The organism is Curtobacterium sp. MCSS17_006, assembly GCF_003234215.1.
GTDB lineage: Bacteria > Actinomycetota > Actinomycetes > Actinomycetales > Microbacteriaceae > Curtobacterium > Curtobacterium flaccumfaciens.
In genome coordinates, this window is record NZ_QKSO01000001.1 from 323,048 (window position 1) to 340,835 (window position 17,788).

The 17,788-nt window shown below is 72.2% G+C and carries 17 protein-coding genes; 9 read left to right on the forward strand and 8 right to left on the reverse strand.

All coding sequences use genetic code 11. The features are described from left to right. Nucleotides 1–58 precede the first annotated feature (58 nt). From DEJ21_RS01590 to DEJ21_RS01610, 5 genes are all read right to left on the reverse strand, one after another. Nucleotides 59–856 carry an ABC transporter ATP-binding protein gene (locus tag DEJ21_RS01590; RefSeq protein WP_111223495.1) on the reverse strand — a complete coding sequence of 266 codons (798 nt, stop codon included), beginning with the start codon at nucleotides 854–856 and terminating at the stop codon, nucleotides 59–61. After that, nucleotides 853–2,175: a hypothetical protein gene (locus DEJ21_RS01595; RefSeq protein WP_111223496.1), complete on the reverse strand. Its 1,323-nt coding sequence runs from the start codon at nucleotides 2,173–2,175 to the stop codon at nucleotides 853–855. Before DEJ21_RS01595 ends, DEJ21_RS01590 begins: the two co-directional genes overlap by 4 nt. Nucleotides 2,176–2,178: 3 nt before the next feature. Next, nucleotides 2,179–2,847: a GntR family transcriptional regulator gene (locus tag DEJ21_RS18075; RefSeq protein WP_111022391.1), complete on the reverse strand. Its 669-nt coding sequence runs from the start codon at nucleotides 2,845–2,847 to the stop codon at nucleotides 2,179–2,181. 92 nt (nucleotides 2,848–2,939) lie between these two features. Next, nucleotides 2,940–3,917 carry an MDR family oxidoreductase gene (locus DEJ21_RS01605; RefSeq protein ID WP_111223497.1) on the reverse strand — a complete coding sequence of 326 codons (978 nt, stop codon included), beginning with the start codon at nucleotides 3,915–3,917 and terminating at the stop codon, nucleotides 2,940–2,942. A gap of 427 nt (nucleotides 3,918–4,344) precedes the next feature. After that, a complete protein-coding gene (locus tag DEJ21_RS01610) occupies nucleotides 4,345–5,373 on the reverse strand; it encodes a 6-phosphofructokinase (RefSeq protein ID WP_027467034.1) in 1,029 nt (342 codons plus the stop codon). Nucleotides 5,374–5,446: 73 nt separating this feature from the next. Here DEJ21_RS01610 and DEJ21_RS01615 point away from each other — a divergent pair, with 73 nt between their 5' ends. Continuing rightward, entirely contained in the window at nucleotides 5,447–6,412 is a 966-nt protein-coding gene (locus DEJ21_RS01615; RefSeq protein WP_111223498.1) for a DNA-3-methyladenine glycosylase, read from the forward strand. A gap of 20 nt (nucleotides 6,413–6,432) precedes the next feature. On the opposite strand, the gene DEJ21_RS01620 is transcribed toward DEJ21_RS01615, so the two are convergent. Continuing rightward, nucleotides 6,433–7,290: an NAD-dependent epimerase/dehydratase family protein gene (locus DEJ21_RS01620; protein WP_111223499.1), complete on the reverse strand. Its 858-nt coding sequence runs from the start codon at nucleotides 7,288–7,290 to the stop codon at nucleotides 6,433–6,435. Nucleotides 7,291–7,362: 72 nt separating this feature from the next. Between DEJ21_RS01620 and DEJ21_RS01625 the strand changes: the two genes are divergently transcribed. From DEJ21_RS01625 to DEJ21_RS01635, 3 genes are all read left to right on the forward strand, one after another. Beyond that, entirely contained in the window at nucleotides 7,363–7,695 is a 333-nt protein-coding gene (locus tag DEJ21_RS01625) for a hypothetical protein (RefSeq protein ID WP_111028745.1), read from the forward strand. A 52-nt stretch (nucleotides 7,696–7,747) separates the two neighbouring features. After that, nucleotides 7,748–9,112, forward strand: a complete 1,365-nt coding sequence (locus DEJ21_RS01630) for a hypothetical protein (RefSeq protein ID WP_111223500.1) — start codon at nucleotides 7,748–7,750, stop codon at nucleotides 9,110–9,112. Between the two features lie 101 nt (nucleotides 9,113–9,213). Further along, a complete protein-coding gene (locus tag DEJ21_RS01635; protein WP_111028743.1) occupies nucleotides 9,214–9,741 on the forward strand; it encodes an AAA family ATPase in 528 nt (175 codons plus the stop codon). Here DEJ21_RS01635 and DEJ21_RS01640 read toward each other — a convergent pair. Next, nucleotides 9,730–10,401 (reverse strand): HAD family hydrolase, encoded by a 672-nt coding sequence (locus DEJ21_RS01640; RefSeq protein WP_111223501.1) that lies wholly within the window; start codon nucleotides 10,399–10,401, stop codon nucleotides 9,730–9,732. The two genes, DEJ21_RS01635 and DEJ21_RS01640, sit on opposite strands and share 12 nt — an antisense overlap. 163 nt (nucleotides 10,402–10,564) lie before the next feature. On the opposite strand from DEJ21_RS01640, the gene DEJ21_RS01645 reads away from it, so the two are divergent. The 4 genes from DEJ21_RS01645 to DEJ21_RS01660 are packed head-to-tail and all read left to right on the forward strand — an operon-like array spanning nucleotide 10,565 to nucleotide 13,575. Beyond that, nucleotides 10,565–11,626, forward strand: coding sequence for a TerC family protein (locus DEJ21_RS01645; protein WP_110863587.1), 1,062 nt, complete (start codon nucleotides 10,565–10,567; stop codon nucleotides 11,624–11,626). A 43-nt stretch (nucleotides 11,627–11,669) separates the two neighbouring features. Beyond that, on the forward strand, nucleotides 11,670–12,359 hold the full coding sequence (locus DEJ21_RS01650) for a YceI family protein (RefSeq protein ID WP_111057259.1): 690 nt from the start codon (nucleotides 11,670–11,672) through the stop codon (nucleotides 12,357–12,359). After that, nucleotides 12,356–12,871: a sigma-70 family RNA polymerase sigma factor gene (locus tag DEJ21_RS01655; RefSeq protein WP_071404491.1), complete on the forward strand. Its 516-nt coding sequence runs from the start codon at nucleotides 12,356–12,358 to the stop codon at nucleotides 12,869–12,871. The genes DEJ21_RS01650 and DEJ21_RS01655 overlap by 4 nt, the downstream gene beginning before the upstream one ends. Next, on the forward strand, nucleotides 12,868–13,575 hold the full coding sequence (locus DEJ21_RS01660) for a zf-HC2 domain-containing protein (protein WP_071404492.1): 708 nt from the start codon (nucleotides 12,868–12,870) through the stop codon (nucleotides 13,573–13,575). The genes DEJ21_RS01655 and DEJ21_RS01660 overlap by 4 nt, the downstream gene beginning before the upstream one ends. On the opposite strand, the gene DEJ21_RS01665 is transcribed toward DEJ21_RS01660, so the two are convergent. After that, nucleotides 13,572–14,051 carry a MarR family winged helix-turn-helix transcriptional regulator gene (locus tag DEJ21_RS01665; RefSeq protein ID WP_071404493.1) on the reverse strand — a complete coding sequence of 160 codons (480 nt, stop codon included), beginning with the start codon at nucleotides 14,049–14,051 and terminating at the stop codon, nucleotides 13,572–13,574. The genes DEJ21_RS01660 and DEJ21_RS01665 overlap by 4 nt on opposite strands. Before the next feature lie 128 nt (nucleotides 14,052–14,179). Between DEJ21_RS01665 and DEJ21_RS01670 the strand changes: the two genes are divergently transcribed. Then, nucleotides 14,180–17,749, forward strand: a complete 3,570-nt coding sequence (locus DEJ21_RS01670) for a bifunctional proline dehydrogenase/L-glutamate gamma-semialdehyde dehydrogenase (protein ID WP_111223502.1) — start codon at nucleotides 14,180–14,182, stop codon at nucleotides 17,747–17,749. Nucleotides 17,750–17,788: the final 39 nt, after the last annotated feature.

Sequence of the window (17,788 nt, forward strand, 5' to 3'; positions counted from 1 at the left end):
GGTGCCGGGTCCCTCCCCGACACGGGCCGCGGACACTGGACGGCCATTCAAGCACGCGTCAGGCGGATCGGCGTGCCGCCCAGCGCCCTTCCGACCGCAGGATCGCGAGCGGGAAGTCGAACGCGTGCGACACCGCCGACGACGTGATGACCTCGTCCGAGGTGCCCTGGGCCACGACGGCACCGTCGCGGAGCAGCATCGCGTGCGACGTCGAGGCCGGCAGGTCCTCCAGGTGGTGGGTGACCATGACGCTGCCCAGCTCGGGGTGCCGGTGCCGCAGCGTGTCGACGGTCTCGAGCAGGTGTTCCCGTGCGGCGACGTCGAGCCCGGTCGCCGGCTCGTCGAGCAGCAGCAGCTGGGGTTCGGACATCAGGGCCCGGGCGATGAGGGCGCGGCCCCGCTCACCCTGCGACAGCACCGGCCAGCGGGCGTCCCGTCGTGCCGAGAGCCCGACGTCGGCGATGTGCTGCTCGGCGAGCGCGACCTGCTCGGCCGAGGGGTCCCACCGCATCATGAGGTCCGTCGTGCCGGTCAGCCCGGTGAGCACCGTCTCGAGCACCGTGAGGGGCGAGAGCATCCGGTGCCGGGGGTCGACGTGGCCGATGTGCTCCCGGAGTTCGCGGACGTCGACGCGTCCGAGTCGGCGGCCGAGGACCTCGACCGTGCCCGCGGTGGGGTGGCCGGTCGCGCCGAGGACGGCCAGCAGCGTGGACTTGCCGGCACCGTTCGGTCCGAGCAGCGCCCAGTGCTCGCCGCGGCGGACGGTCAGGTCGATGCCGTGCAGCAGGTCGCGGCCGGAGCGCGTGACGCGGACCCCGGTGGCGTGGATCAGGACGTCGTCGCGCGCGTCGGTCATGACCCCATCGTGCCCCACCGGGCCGTGACGTCGTCCACGTGCGCCCGTGCGACGTCGACGAACCGGCGGGCAGCGGCCCGGGCGGCACCGACGTCGCCGCTGCCGGCCGCCGTGTCGAGCGTGAGCCAGAGTGCCTCGGCGTCCCACTGCCGGAACGCCGGGGCCTCGGGCAGCGCGTAGGCGAGCCGGGCCATCGCGAGGCGCAGGGCCTCCCGGGTCCACCGGTTGCCCGACTGTTCGGACAGGAACCGCGTGACGGCGAACGCGCTCTCGGTGTAGCGGTGGTCGCGGACCTGGCCGTCCGCGCGTGCTCGTTCCACCAGTCGCCGGAACTCGTCGAGCTCGGGTCCGTGGAGCCCGGGCAGCACGTGGACGGACGCGTGGGCGAAGACCCCGGTGAGCAGTTCCATCGTGTCCCGCCAGGTCGCGAGCGACGGTTCGACGACGCGGTACCGATCTCCGTCGCTCTCGACCAGGCCCAGGTCGTGCAGCCATCGGACAGCCTCGAGGACCGCCTGGATCGGGGCTCCGGTCCGGACCACCAGGCCCTCGAGCGAGTGCGTCGACCCGATGGGCAACGCCCCAGAGCGGAGGTCGCGGAGCAGCGCACGGTGCACCGCACCCGCACGTCGATCGGAGGCGTCGGTGGCCGGCCGGTCCGTGCGGCGGATCCCGATGTTCTGCCGGTGGGCCTCGAACAGGCCGTCGATGATCTCGGTCGCGTCGGTCGCCACGGCCGGGTCGCCGGTGTCCACCGCTCGGGTGATCGCGGCGAACCAAGGTCGGACCTCGTGGACCGACCACGGTCTCGTCGGGACGCGCGACCACCGCATCCGTTCGAACGCCCGCAACCCCAGGTCGCGCACGAGGGTGTTCGGGGAGTGCTCGAACCAGAACTGGCAGGTGGCCGAGAACGCCGTCGGGTACTCCGTCAGGCGCAGCGCGGCGGCGGTGCGGGCCCGCGCGGTCCGGCGGTCGAGCTCGGCGCGCAGCCCCGGGGAGAGGGCCGGGATGGTGGCCCGGATGGCCGGGCCGACGAGCGCGACCCAGAAGTCGAGCGCGTCGGACAGGTCGGCGTCGGAGAGCTCCTCGTACTGCCACGTGCCGTCCGGCCGGCGGACGAGGATGCCGAGGTCCTCGAGCCGGGCCGCCGCTGCGCGGACGTCACCACGAGCGGCGCCCCACTCCCAGCTCAGTGCGTCGAGGTCGACGGACACCGGTCCGCGGGGGCCGGCGCGGACGTGGGCGAGCAGGGACGCGTAGGCGTCGTCGTGCACGGCCGCCCACGGGTCGGCGTCACCCCACTCGCCGACGCTCATGGGTCAGCCGCGGTCGGCGCGGACCGCCTCGATGTGCTGTTCGAAGTTGCGGGTGAGCGCGCGTCCGGCCTCGGCGGCGCCTTCGCCGTCGCGCTCGGTGAGCGCTTCGCGCAGGATCGAGAAGAACGCCTCGGACCCGTACTGCTCGAACGCCGGCGTGGGGTTGAGCGTGAAGCGGACCCGCTCCATGGCACCGACCGCGGCGTTCTGCACCAGCGGGTTGCCGGAGTGCTCGACGGCGAACTCGATGATCTCGTTGAGGGCGCCGCTGAAGCCGTAGTCCCGCACCTTGCGCATGCGGTCGGCCTTGTCGAGCAGCGCAGTGAGGGCTTCGACGTCCTCGTCGCTGTACTCGGGGACACCCCAGCGCAGGCTGAGCTCGAAGAACCCGGCGGTCGCGCGGGTCGCGGTGACCCAGTCCTCGAAGGTCGGGGTGGCGACGCGGGTGTACCGGTTCGCCTCCATCTCGACCAGGCCGATGTCGACGAGCTTCGCGATCGCCTCGCGGATCGGGGTGCGACTCACACCCAGCCACTGGACCAGCTCGTCGTCGTTCAGGCGCTCGCCGTGCTGCAGTGTGCCGTCGCGGAGGGCCGCGAGCATCTTGTCGTACACGACGTCGCGCAGGAGCTTCCGGGGAGAGCTCTCCACGGTGGACTTGGGGACCGGCATGTCATCTCCTCGAGGACGAAATCGACACTCGAAATCCTAGCGTGTCAATATGCAAACGTTTGCTAAAAGAATCGCCCGGAAAGCACGCCGGATCAGCCCGTGACGGCGACGACCGTTCGTCCGTGCACCCGTCCCTCGACGACCTCGGCGCCCACCGCGATGGCCTGCTCGGGCGTCACCGTGCGGGTGACGTCGGCCAGGAGCGCCGCGTCGAGGTCGGTCGCCAGGCGGTTCCACGCCCGACGTCGGAGCTCGAGCGGGGCGTCGACGGAGTTGATCCCGAGCAGCGACACCGACCGAAGGATGAACGGCAGCACGGTCGTCGGCAGTGCGGAGTCCTGCGCCAGCCCACACGCCGTGACGGCACCACCCCACCGGGTCGAGGCCAGGACGTTCGCCAGCGTGGGCCCGCCGACGCTGTCCACCGCACCGGCCCAGGTGGCACGCTGCATCGGCTTGCCCGGCTCGGACAGGGTGCTGCGGTCGACCACCTCGGTCGCCCCGAGTCGGCGGAGCGAGTCCGTGTTGGCCGCGCGACCGGTCGACGCCGTCACCCGGTACCCGCGGGCCGCGAGGAGCGCAATCGCCACGGTGCCGACCCCGCCGGACGCACCGGTCACCAGCACCGGCCCGTCGTCCGGCGCGACGAAGCGCTCGAGCGCCAGCACACTGAGCATCGCCGTGAACCCCGCTGTACCGATGGCCGCCGCGAACGAGTCGTCGATCGCCTCGGGCAGCACGACGAGCGACCCGGACGGCACCACCGCATGCGTTGCCCAGCCCCCGTGCCGGCTCTCACCCAGGCCGGCGCCGTTCAACACCACCCGGTCACCGATCGCGACCTCGTGCACGCCCGGTCCGAGCCCCGACACCGTGCCGACGACGTCGATCCCCGGCACCAGTGGGTCGAGCCGGGCGACACCGGGGTTCCGCGCGAGGGCCAGGCCGTCCTTGTAGTTGACGCTCGAGTACGTGACGTCGACGAGGGCCTCGCCCTCGGCCGGATCCGGCAGGTCGATGTCGGTGACGGTGGGCGGGGCTGTACTGGACACGAGGACGGCGCGGGTCATGCGCCGGACGCTACCCCGGGCCTCCCGGCCGTCGGTCCGTTCTTTCCCAGAACGTGCGCGATGCCTGGTGGATTCGGGCGTACCGGGTCCGAAGAACCGTCGAGGTATGCCCGATTCGACCAGGTACGCCCGATCTGACCCGGCGCAGACTCGGCGGGCTCGTCGGCGTGCCCGTTCTTTCCCAGAACGCGTTGCGATGCCTGGTGGATTCGGGCGTACCGGGGCAGAACAACCGACCAGGTACGCCCGATCTGACCGGGTACGCCCGATTCGACCCGGCGCAGACTCGGCGGGCTCGGCGGCGTGTCCGTTCTTTCCCAGAACGCGCGCGATGCCTGGTGGATTCGGGCGTACCTGGCCAGAAGAACCGACCAGGTACGCCCGATTCGACCAGGTACGCCCGAAACAGCCCAGCCGCACGCCCCACTCAGCCGAACATGATGGCGGCCTCGTCGAACCGCGCCTGCGGCACGGTCTTGAGCTCCCCGAGCGCCTCCTCGAACGAGACGTGCTCGATCTCGGTGCCCCGCAGCGCCACCATCCGGCCCCAGCGCTCCTCGACGACCGAGTCGATCGCCGCCAGCCCGAGCCGGGTCGAGAGCACCCGGTCGTACGCGGTCGGCGTGCCACCGCGCTGGATGTGCCCCAGGGTCGTGGCCCGCGTCTCGATGCCCGTCATCTCCTCGATGAGCGGCGCGAGGCGCTCGCCGATGCCACCGAGCCGCGGGCGCCCGAAGGCGTCGAGGCCGCGCTCGGTGTGCGCCGTGTCCTCGTGGTCGGGGACGAAGCCCTCGGCCACCACCACGAGCGGAGCGCGCCCGCGGTCGTAGGCGGCACGCACCCACTTCGCGATCTGTTCCATGCTCGTCTTCTGCTCCGGGATGAGGATCGCGTGCGCGCCCGCGGCCATGCCGGAGTGCAGCGCGATCCAGCCCACGTGCCGGCCCATCACCTCGGCGACCATGCAGCGCGAGTGCGACTCACCGGTGGTGCGCAGGCGGTCCATCGCCTCGGTCGCGATGGCGACGGCGGTGTCGAAGCCGAACGTGTAGTCGGTCGCGCCCAGGTCGTTGTCGACCGTCTTCGGCACGCCGACGATCTTCAGGCCGGCGTCGGTCAGGCGCTTCGCGGCGGCCAGGGTGCCCTCGCCGCCGATCGCGACGATCGCGTCGATGCCGTGCCGCTGCAGGGTCGCGGAGATGTTCTCGACCCCGCCGTTGGGGCCCTCGAACGGGTTCGTGCGGCTGGTGCCGAGGATCGTGCCGCCCTGCTTCGCGATGCCCTGGATGTCCTTGCGGCCGAGCGGGACGATGTCGCCGTCGACCACCCCGCGCCACCCGTCGCGGAAGCCGACGAAGTCGTGTCCGTAGATGGCGATGCCCTTCAGGACGATCGCGCGGATGACCGCGTTCAGGCCGGGGCAGTCGCCTCCGGAGGTGAGGATGCCGATGCGCATGGGAACTCCGTCGTCGGGGGGTGGGGATCAGTGCCCATCATGACTGACGGTGGTTCCGCATTACCATCCCCGTGTGTCCCTGCTCGCTTCCGCCGCCGTCGACGCCGCTGGTGCGTCCGGTGACGCGTCTCGCGTCGACACGGTGTACCGGCCTGGAGGCGCGGTGGACGTCGCGTCGACCCTGCGGCCCCTGCAGCGTGGCTCCGGCGACCCGGCCTTCCAGGTGGTCGGCGGTGTCGTGTGGCTCGCGCTGCGCACGCCCTCCGGCCCCGCTTCCGTGGCGATCCGGCGGGCCGGCGACACCATCGCGGTGTCGGCGTGGGGGAGCGGTGCGTCGTGGGCGGTCGAGCACGCCCCCGATCTGCTCGGACGCGGCGACGACTGGTCGTCGTTCGACGTCTCCGGCAACGAGTTCCTCGCCGCGGCACGACACCGGCAGCCCGGGCTCCGGCTGCTCCGCACGAACACCGTCGTCGCGATGCTCGTGCCGGCGATCATGGAGCAGAAGGTGACCTCGCGCCAGGCGTGGGGCGCGTGGCGGTACCTGCTCCGTCGGCACGGCACCCCGGCGCCCGGTCCGGCACCCGCGGGCATGATGGTGCCGCCGGACGCTCGGACGTGGGCGCGGATCCCGAGCTGGGAGTGGCACCGGGCGGGCATCGAACCGGGGCGCTCGGCCACCGTGATGCGCGCCGTGAAGCTCGCGCCGGCACTCGAACGGACCCTGGCGCACGGGCGCGGTGGCGAGGTCGTCTCCACGAAGCTGCAGTCGATCCCCGGGGTCGGTCAGTGGACCGCCGCCGAGACCGCCCAGCGCTCCCACGGTGACCCGGACTCACCGAGCGTGGGGGACTTCCACGTGCCGGCGCTCGTCGGGTGGGCGCTCACCGGGGCCCCGGTCGACGACGACGGGATGCTCGAGCTGCTCGAACCCTGGCGCGGGCACCGGGAGCGTGTCGTGCGGTTGATCGGTGGCTCCGGGTTCCGGAAGCCGTCGTTCGGGCCGCGGATCACGATCCAGGACCACCGCGGCCACTGAGCGCGGTGGTCCGCAGGGTGTCAGGGGTGGCGGGTGCCCTCGCCGGCCAGCACGGCGCGGTAGCCCTCGCGGAACGTCGGGTACTGGGGTGCCCATCCCGTCGACCGGAGGAGCGCGTTCGACAGGCGCTTGTCGCCGCCGGCCTGCCGCGCGTCACCGTCACCCGTCGACGGCTCGGCGACGTCGAGTTCGTCGGCCAGGAACCGCAGCACGTCGTCCAGCCGGCTCGGCTCGTCGTCCGTCCCCAGGTAGAGCGGTGCCGGGTCCGGCGGCGCCGCCAGGTGCACGAGTGCGGCGGCGGCGTCGTCGCGGTGGATGCGGTTGGTGTGCGGTGAGGTCCCCGGTGCCAGCCGTGCGGCACCGGACCGGACCTGGTCGATCAGTCGCTCGCGGCCGGGGCCGTAAACGCCCGACAGCCGGACCAGCACGGCGCCGGGAGCGCGCTCGCGCAGCAGGACCTCCGCCTCGACCAGGACCTCGGCGGTCGGGGTCGCACCGCGCGCCGGGGTCTCCTCGGTGACTTCGCTGCCGTCCGAGACGTCGTACACGGCGGTCGAGGACACGACGAGCACCCGGGGGTCGGCCTCCGAAGCGTCGATGCCGTCGAGCACGTTGCGCAGCCCGTCGACGTAGGTGGCCCGGTACTCGTCGACGTCGCGGCTACCGGCGGCGAAGGCCACGACGACGACGCTCGTGTCGGCGGGGATCTCGGGGACCTCGTGGCGCAGGTCGACGCTGCGGCCGGTGATCGGTGCGGGGACCAGCTCGGCACGGCGGCGGAGTCCGATCACACGGTGGCCCTGGTCGGCGAAGCGCAGGCCGGCTTCGGTCCCGAGGTCGCCGCATCCGGCGATGACGACTGTCGTGGAGTTCTGCACGGCTCGACCCTGGCACGCCCGGTTGGTGGAAGGCGGGGAAGCGCGCACATCACGGATCACTAGGGTCGGCGCATGGGGCGGCAGCGGCGACGGGTGGTGCGTGACGTGGCGATCGCCCTGCCCCCGGTCGTCGAGATCGTGCTCGTCGTCGCCGGCTCGATCGTCTCCGTCGGAGCCGAGGGGGAGAGCGCGGAGTCGTGGGCGCCGTTGTCGTGGCCGCTGTACGCCGTCCTCGTGACGTTCCCGTTCGCGGTCGGCGCGCTCGTCGCGGCGGTGCGGCTCCGCGGACTCGAGGCCAGGACACCGGCGATCTGCTTCGCTGCCCTGTCGGTGGCCGTGGGGGCCATCCCCTTCGTCGGGATGCTGAGCGTCTTCGTACAGTTCTGGAGCGTCTCGTCTAGATGAGAACGGTTATCGTCTAGACGACCGTCATCCGACACTGCACCCCAGGAGCCCCATGTCCGCTCGACCTCCACGTCTCCTCCCCGCCCTCGTCCTCGCGGGGCTCGTCCCCCTCGTCGCCACCGCGATCGCCGTCCCCGCGTCGGCTGCACCCGCCGTGACGCGGACCGCCCACCACAGCTGGCTCGTCACGGCTGACCCGACGGCGAAGCGCGTGTACGTCAACGACGCCGTGACCGGTCGGCGCACCGCCACCCTGAGCGGGATCGAGTTCGGCACCCACGCGGGCTCCGTGCAGCTCGGCCACGGGCAGATCGCGTTCATGGACGAGTCGAAGCCGCAGCTCGACGTCCTCGCCATCGGCCCCCGCGGCACGGCTCGGATCGCGCAGCACTACGCGATCCCCAACGCCGACCAGCGCTGGGAGCGTGCCGGCTGGCTGTCGACCGACACCGCGCGCCGGCACCTGGCGGTCGGCTCCGACTTCGACGGCTCCGAGCGGCAGCGGGTCACCGTCATCGACCTCCGACGGAAGACGGAGCGCACCGCCCGGATCGACACCTCGGCGGTGCAGCTCGCCACGACGGGCAAGCGCGGCACCGAAGAGGTCGAGACGTTCCTGGTCGGCAGCCCCCTGCGCCTGGTCGTCACCGCGGGCGGACGCCTCGACGCCTACTCCGTCTCCGCGATCATGCGCGGTGCGACGCACCCGCGCCCCGTCGCGACCACGCCCCTCGGCGCGTACCCGCACGGCCCGATCGTCAACGCCACCGGGACGGTGATCGGCTCCGACCTCGCCGCCGGCGTGCAGACCGTGCGGGTGACGCGGACCGGCTTCACGGGCTCCCGATCCGTTGCGTACCCGAAGCCGAGCGTGCAGAGCTACCGGCCCCGCATGGCACCGGACGGCACGACCGCGGTCGGCACCCAGGCCGGCAGCACGGCCGCGGGCACCCCGTGGAACGCCGTCCCCGCGTACCTGACCACCTCGTCGACGTCGTCCAGCAGGATCAGCAGCGTCGACCTCGGCACCGGGTCCTTCACCCGCGTCGCCGTCACCGCCCGGTTCGCCGCCGTCGCGCTGACATCGGGCACCGGGGACTCGCTCGTCCTGGTGCGGAAGCAGGCCGACGGTGTCTACTCCGGCCCGACGACCTCGGTCGCGCTCACGCCGCTCCGCAAGGGGCCCGTCGCCGGACAGCCGGCCACCGGGGCGTCGGTGCGGTTCACCGCAGCGACCGACGACGGCCGCAGCGTGTTCGTGACGCGGGGCGACGAGGGGAAGATCACCCAGATCGACACCACCGGTGCGAAGCCCTCCGTGCTCCGCACCATCACGCTGCCCACGGCGCTCGCCGGGGGTGGGTACCTGACGACGGTCGACTCGACGGTGGCGCCGTACGACCTCACCGGTCGCTGACCGACCGGCCGGCCGGCCGACCGGCCGGCCGGTCCGTTGACTACTCGGCCGACCCCAGCCGCCGACCGCCCCTCGGGGTGGTCGGCGGCTAGGGTCCTGGTGTGATCGTCTGGTTGAACGGAACCCACGGGGCGGGCAAGACCACGACGAGCCGACTGCTCCAGCCGCTGCTGCCCGGCTCGCGGATCCTCGATGCCGAGAAGGTCGGCGAGGTGCTGATGGACGTGACGCCGGGGCTGCCGGAGAGCGACAACTTCCAGCACTGGGACCCGTGGCGACCGCTCGTGGTCGAGACCGCTCGCCGGGTGCACGATTACGTGGGCGGGCCGCTCATCATGCCGATGACGGTGCTGGTCGAGGCGTACTGGCGTGAGATCGCCGCGGGGCTCGCGGACCACGGGATCCCGGTCCGGCACTTCGTGCTGCACGTGGACGAGTCGACGCTCCGCGACCGGATCCAGAACGACCCGATCGTGGGGCCGTCCACGTTCCGGTTCGCGTACGTCGACGCCTACGCCGAGGCGGCTCGCGGCTGGCTGCACGCCGAGGCAGAGGTCATCGACGCGACCGAGGTCCCCGCCACCGAGGTCGCCCGGGCCGTCGCGGACGCGGTGACGTCAGCGCGCTGACAGTACGAGTGCGCGGAGACCAGGGGTCTCCGGCTGCGCGTGGTCGACCAGCACCGCCCGCATCCCGGCTGCCCGGGCACCGGCCACATCACGCTCGGGGTCGTCACCGACGAAGAGACAGTCCGTCGGGTCGAGGCCGAGCTGCCCCGCAAGGGTGTGGAACGCGCGGACGTCCGGCTTCTGGAACCCGATGCGTTCCGAGACGCAGACGACGTCGAACGCGTCGGCCAGGCCGGTCCGAGCGAGCTTGTCGAGCTGCTGGCTCTCCGTGCCGTTCGTCAAGAGACCGAGGCGGTGTCCGTTTGCGCGCAGCTCGTGCAGCAGCGGCAGGCTCTGGGGGAAGAGCCGCCAGGCCTCCCGGTACGCACGCAGGTAGTCGTCGAACACCGCGTCTAGGCCGGGTCCGTCGCCGGGCACCCGGACGCCCAGTTGCGGCAGGACCGTGCGGAGTCGTGCGCGTCGCTGTTCCCGGAAGCTGATCGCCCCGGACCGCCAGCGCTCGAACTGCTCGTCCTCGGCCGTGAACCAGGCGCCGATCGCTGCCTCGGTGACCTCGACGCCGAAGCCCTGCAGGAACCGGGTCACGCCCACCCGAGCGGACCCGTGGTGGTCGAACAGCGTCCCGTCCAGGTCGAAGCAGATCGCTCGCGGAGTCGCCACGCGCCCAGGCTACGGCGCGTCCGGACGGCGCGACGGGCACCGAGCGAAACGGGTCTGTCCGCCGCACGCAGCCCCCGGGTTCGCCACCGCCCGGATCATGCCGGAGACTGGTGCGGGTCGCTCACGAAGCTGCCCGCCCCACCACCAGCAAGGAAGGCTCCGCATGCCCGAGCTCCCCGTCGTGTTCGAAGTCGGCTCGATGATCGCCCTGGTCGCGATCCTGCTCGCCGACCTGCTCATCGTCGCGCGCCGCCCGCACGTGCCGACGCTGCGCGAATCCGGCATCTGGGTGGGCATCTACGTCGGGCTGGCACTGGTCTTCGCGGTGCTCATGCTGGTCTTCGCCGGTGGCGACTCCGCCGGGCAGTTCCTGGCGGGCTGGCTCACCGAGTACAGCCTGAGCATCGACAACCTGTTCGTGTTCGTCATCATCATGGCGCGCTTCTCGGTGCCGAAGAAGATCCAGCAGGAGGTGCTGCTGCTCGGCATCATCATCGCGCTCGTGCTCCGCGGCATCTTCATCCTGGTCGGCGCGCAGCTCATCGAGAACTTCTCGTGGATCTTCTACATCTTCGGCGCCTGGCTGATCTGGACGGCGATCCAGCAGCTCCGCGGCGAGGACGAGGACGACCAGAAGGACACCTTCATCGTCCGGCTGCTCCGCCGCCGGGTCCGTCTCACCGACACGTACGACGGCATGAAGTTCCGCACCCACCACGACGGTGTCCGGCACTTCACGCCGCTGCTCATCGTGCTCATCGCGATCGGCACCACGGACCTGCTGTTCGCGCTCGACTCGATCCCGGCGATCTTCGGCATCACCGAGAGCCCCTTCATCGTGTTCACCGCGAACGTCTTCGCGCTGATGGGTCTGCGCCAGCTCTACTTCCTGTTGGGCGGACTGCTCGAGCGCCTGGTCTACCTGAAGTACGGCATCGCCGTGATCCTGGCCTTCATCGGCGTGAAGCTCGTCCTGCACGCGCTGCACGACAACGAGCTGCCGTTCCTGAACGGCGGCCACCACATCGAGTGGGCGCCGGAGATCAACACGTGGGTGTCCCTGCTGGTGATCGTCGCCGCGATGGCGGTGTCGACGTTGGCGAGCCTCGTCCGGATGCGCGGGGAGACCCCCGCCGACGCCGTGACCGCGGACGACACAGCGGCGGACGACGACCGATCCGACCAGGACCGCGCCGACCAGGACCGCGCCCGCACCTCCGACTGAAAACCCGTTTGAACGATCCGCCCGGCTGCCTCGTCGTCTGGGTATGGCACTCCGCAAACGCACCAAGGTCATCATCGGGATCTCCGCCGGCGTCGTCGTCGTGGCGGCAGCAGCCGTCATCGCCGGCCCGGTCATCTACGCGAACACCGTCAACGGCCAGGCCGCCGCAGCACCCTCGCTGTCGGCGTCCTCGTCCGGCACCCTCGACGCGAAGGACGCCGACGGCACCTGGACCAGCAAGAGCAGCTCGTACGCCGGGTACCGGGTGCACGAGGTCCTGCAGGGGAATGATGTGAACGTGGTCGGTCGCACGAAGGACGTCAAGGGCACCGCCGTCGTCGACGGCGGCTCCCTCACCAAGGCGACCGTCACCGTCCAGGTCGGCAAGATCAGCACCCCCGAAGCCGCTCGCGACGAGTACTTCCGCTCCACCGCGCTGCAGACCGACAAGTACCCGACGGCGACGTTCGAGCTGACGAAGCCCGTCGACGTCACGAAGGCGCTCGACGGCTCCACGCAGGACGTCACCCTGACCGGCACGATGGACCTGCACGGCGTCGAGAAGCCGGTCACGGCCGACGCCCAGGTCGCGGTCGGCAAGGGCGGGACCGTCCAGGTCGCCGGCACCGTGCCGATCACCTTCGCCGACTACGGCGTGAAGGCCCCGTCGCTCGGCTTCGTCACCGTGGACGGGAAGGGCTCCGTCGAGTTCTCCCTCGACCTCGGGAAGTGACCGTGACGAGTCGTTCCGCGGACGAGCTGCTCGCGACGCTGTACCGCGAGCACGGTGACGCGCTCACGCGGTACGTCCGGCACCTCACGCGGGACGGCTCGACGGTCGAGGACGTCGTGCAGGAGACGATGGTCCGCGCCTGGCAGCGCCCGGCCGTGCTCGAACGGGCACCTGACAGCGCACGGGCGTGGCTCTTCACGGTGGCGCGCAACCTGGTGGTCGACGACGCACGGTCGGCCCGCAACCGCCGTGAGCACGGCACCGAGCACCAGGTCGAACGGATCGAGTCGGACAGCACGGACGCCGTGCTGGACCGGATCGTGGTCGCCGACGCACTCGCGTCGCTGAGCCCGGACCACCGTCGCGTGGTGGTGGACGCGTACTGGCTCGGGCACACGGTGCCGGAGATCGCACGACGACACGACATCCCGGAGGGCACCGCCAAGTCGCGGCTGCACTACGGGCTGCGAGCCCTGCGGCTCGCACTGCAGGAACGAGGAGTGACCCGATGAGCGACGACAAGTACGCGGAGTGGGATGCGGCGTACGTCCTGGGGTCGCTCCCGGCCGGCGAACGTCTGGAGTACGAACGGCACCTCGAGACGTGCGACCGCTGTGCGGCCGCCGTCGCGGAGCTGGTCGGTCTGCCGGGGCTGCTGGGCAAGCTGCCCGCTGACCAGGCGATCGAGATCGCAGAGCCGGACGGGAGGCCCGACACCCGTTCCGAGAGCGACCTCGCCTCCGTTGCACACCGCGTCCGACACCGTCGCCGCCGTCGCCGGGTCTGGGTCGCCGCAACCGCGGGGCTCGCGGTGGTCGCCGCCGTCCTGGGCGGGCTCGCGGTCGGCGCCGCGGGGGAGCGCACCACGGTGCAGGCCGGTGCCGCTCCGACGGCGGCTGCCACCGCCGACCGCTACGACATGACCGGCGTGCAGGGACTCGACGTCCAGCTCGCCATCAGCGGCGAGCAGTGGGGCACCCGCTTCGACTGGGGCTGCTCGTACGGCGGCAAGGAGTGGTCGCCGGACGGGTCGATCCTCTACGACCTCGTCGTCGTCCGGACCGACGGCACGACGCAGACCGTGGGCTCGTGGACGGCTGCCGGTGCCGATGCGCGCGGACTGTCGGCGTCGACGGACATCCCGCGGGACGAGATCAAGAGCGTGCAGGTCCGGCTGCGCGGTGAGCGCGGCGCGCTCGCCGTCGTCACGCTCTAGCCGACGTCGGCCTCGTCCGAGGCGTCGTCGGGGCCGATGGCGTCCTGGACGCGCGCACTGACGGACCGCAGCGTCTCGGCGTCGGTCCCCACGGGCCTCCAGAACAGGTCCTCGAGCGCACCGGTGTGTGCGCGGATGCCGGCGAGCACCGCGCGACGGCCGTCCGCGGTCATCACCACCCAGCTGCCGCGGGCGTCGCTCGGGCAGTCCGCCCGCTCGACCAGGCCGCGGGAGACCATCCGCGTGACCTGGTGGCTGACGCGCGACTTCTCCCACCCGATCCCCGCGGCGATGTCCCGGACGCGCAGACGGTGGTCGGGGTCGCGGTGCAGGCCGATCAGGATCTCGAACTCGGGGACGGAGATGCCGGCGCCCGCCTGGACGGCCCGGTCGAGCGCCCGGTCGAGTCGTCGCCAGGCGTCGTGGTACGCGTCCCAGGTGGCCCAGTCGTGGCCACCGTTGCCCTCCGTCGACATGCCGACCAGCGTATCCACCGGGCGGACGATCGGACCGCGCCGCGAGCCCTTTCATCCGCTCGGATGACTCCTGGCCGACGTACGGCGTGCTCCGAGGTCGCGTCGGACGTGCGGCATACGATCGGGGGATGCCGAGCGCTCGCCTCCAGGACACCACCGATGACGCCGTCGCGCTCGTGCGCCGGTGGCTGGCGGCGTCCGCCGGGGTGAAGCCCGACCCGGGTGCGGTCCGTCTGGCCGAGGTCCTGCGCGACGAGCAGGGTCTCGACTTCACGCGGGGGTTCGTGGACAAGGTCATCCGCCCCGAAGACCCCCGGGTGGCGGCACGGAACCTCGAGCAGCTGAGCCGCGACGTCCCCGACTTCCTCGCCTGGTACCTGCGCGGGGCGGTGACGCTCGGCGGCGGGTTCGCCACCATGGCGCCGTGGGCCGTGATCCCGACCGCGCGCCGGATCCTGCGCCGGATGACCGGGCACCTGGTCATCGACGCGAGCACGAGCAAGCTCGGCCCGGCCCTCGCCAAGGTCCGCGGTCCGGGGACGCGACTGAACGTGAACCTGCTCGGCGAAGCCGTCCTCGGCAGCGCCGAGAGCGACCGACGCCTGCAGGGCACCATGGACCTGCTCGCCCGCGACGACGTCGACCACGTGTCGATCAAGGTGAGCGCCGTCGTGCCGCAGACCTCGCCGTGGGCCTTCGACCAGACGGTCGAGCGCGTCGTCGACCGCCTCGTCCCGCTCTACCGCCTGGCCGCGGCGCCGACGGCCTCCGGACGCCCGGCCAAGTTCATCAACCTCGACATCGAGGACCACCGCGACCTCGACGTCACCCTCGCCGTGTTCCGGACGCTGCTCGACCGTGACGAGTTCGCCGACCTGCAGGCCGGCATCGTGCTGCAGGCCTACCTGCCCGACGCCGCGGGAGCACTCGACGCGCTGACCGAGTGGGCACAGGAACGCCGGGCGCGCGGCGGCGCCCCGATCACGGTGCGGCTCGTCAAGGGCGCGAACCTCGCCATGGAGCACGTCGACGCGATCCTGCACGGGTGGCCCCTCGCCACCTGGGGCAGCAAGCGCGAGACCGACACCGCCTACCTGCGGCTGCTCGACGCCGCACTGACGCCGGAGCGCACCGACGCCGTGCGGATCGGGGTCGCCGGGCACAACCTGTTCGACCTCGCCACCGCGTGGGTGCTCGCGCAGCGCCGCGGGGTCACCGACGCCGTCGACGTCGAGATGCTGCTCGGCATGGCGTCCACCCACGCCCAGGCCGTCCGGGCCGACGTCGGGCAGATCCTGCTCTACACACCCGTCGTGCAGCCGGACGAGTTCGACTCGGCCATCGCGTACCTGGCTCGTCGCCTGCAGGAGAGCGCGAGCCCCGAGAACTTCATCGCCGCCGCGTCCGACATCGACCACGACGCCAGCGTCTTCGAGCGGGAGCACAGCCGGTTCCTGGCGTCCGTCGCCGCACTCGACGAGCCCGTCCCTGCCACCCACCGCACGCAGGACCGCCACCGTGCCCTCGGCGAACCCGTCCTGCGCGACGCGTTCCGCAACGCCCCCGACACCGACCCGTCCATCGCCGCGAACCGGGCCTGGGCGCTCGACGTCCTGCGTCGGGTGCCGCGCTCGCAGCTCGGCGCGCAGACGATCCGCGGTGCGAAGGTCGCCGACCGCTCCAAGCTCGAGCGGATCATGGCGCGCACCGCCCAGGCCGGCGTGAACTGGGGGCGGCAGGACCCGTCCGACCGTGCCGAGCTCCTCGACCTCATCGGGCACGAACTCGACACCCGCCGCGCCGACCTGATCGAGGTGATGGCCGCCGAGACCGGCATGACCTTCGCCGAGGCCGACGCCGAGGTGACCGAGGCCGTCGACGCCGCCCACTACTACGCCGAGAGCGCCCGCCGCCTCGGTGACGTCGAGGGCGCGCAGTACGTGCCGCCGCGGCTGACCGTCGTCGTGCCGCCGTGGAGCTCCCCCGTCGCGATCCCCGCCGGCGGCGTGCTGGCGGCGCTCGCCGCGGGCAGCGGTGTCGTGCTCAAGCCCGCGCCCGAGGCGAAGCGCTCCGGTGCCGTGCTCGCCGACGTGCTCTGGGACGCCGGGGTGCCGCACTCGCTGCTGCAGCTCGTCGACCTGGCCGAGGACGAACTCGGCCGCGACCTCATCGGCCACCCCACGGTCGACCGCATCATCCTGACCGGCTCGTCCGACACCGCCCGCTCGTTCCGCTGGTGGCGCGCGGGCCTGCCGCTCACCGCCGGGACGAGCGGCAAGAACGCCATCGTCGTCACGCCGAGCGCCGACCTCGACCTGGCGGTGCAGGACATCGTGCAGTCCGCCTTCGGGCACGCCGGACAGCAGTGCTCGGCGGCGTCCCTCGTGATCCTGGTCGGGTCGGTGGGGGAGAGCGGGCGCTTCCAGCGGCAGCTCGTCGACGCCACCCGCACGCTCCGGGTCGCGTGGCCCGACGACCCCACGGCGCAGGTCGGCCCGCTCGTCGCCGAACCGCAGGGCCGGCTCCGCCAGGGACTGACCGAGCTCGGGCCGGGGGAGTCCTGGCTCGTGCAGCCCGAGGCGGTCGACGACTCCGGCCGGCTCTGGTCGCCGGGCATCCGCGACGGCGTCCGGCCCGGCAGCGACTTCCACCAGACCGAGTACGCCGGCCCGGTACTCGGCATCATGCGCGCCGAGACCCTCGAGCAGGCCATCGCCATCCAGAACGGCACCGACTTCGGGCTGACGGCGGGCATCCACTCGCTCGATGTCGACGAGGTGTCCGAGTGGCTGGCCCGGGTCCGAGCCGGCAACCTGTCCGTCAACCGCGGCATCACCGGTGCCGTCGTGGGACGCCAGCCGTTCGGCGGCTGGAAGGGCTCCTCGGTCGGCACCGGCACCAAGGCCGGCGGGCCCATGTACGTCGCGACCCTCGGCCGCTGGCTGCCCACGCCCCGCACCGTGCACAAGAGCATCCAGCTGCACGGCCTGCCCCCGCGCGTCACCGCGGTGATCGAGGCCGCGCGCAGCGGGCTGTCGTTCGAGGAGTTCGACCGGGTCCGCGCCGGAGCCCTGAGTGACGTGCACGCACGAGAGACCCTCTTCCGGTCGCGGGACCTGTCCGGGCTCGTGGTGCAGCGGAACGTGCTGCGCCACCGACCCCAGTCCGTCATCGTGCGCCAGGCCGAGGACGCCTCGACCGTGGACCTCGTCCGGACGCTCGTCGCCGCGACCTCGGCACGTGCGCACGTCCTGCTCAGCACGGCTCGGCCGCTGCCCGGCCCGCTCACGCAGCTGCTGGCGGGGAACCGGTCGCCGCTCGACGTCGTCGACCACCTGGTCGAGTCCGACCAGGAGTTCCACGCCCGCGCGTCCTCGGGGGCCGTGTTCCAGGCGGACTGGTCCACCGACCAGGACGACCAGCCCGTCGACGCGCTCGAGGCCGTGCTCTCACAGGGGCAGGAGCGGCCGGCCCACACGGCGTTCGGTGGTCCCGGTGCCCGGATCCGGTTGCTCGGCGGTGACCCGCTCGCCCTCGAAGAAGCCCTGGGTGCGAGCATCGACGTCGCGATCCACGACGCCCCCGTGGTCGAGGCCGGCGTGATCGAGATGCTGCCGTACCTGCGTGAGCAGTCGGTGTCGATCACCGCGCACCGGTTCGGCGACGTCGACAGCGACTTCTCCGAGCTGCGCGTCTAGGCGCTTCCGCTTCGTACGTTCCGCTTGGTGAGCAGAAGA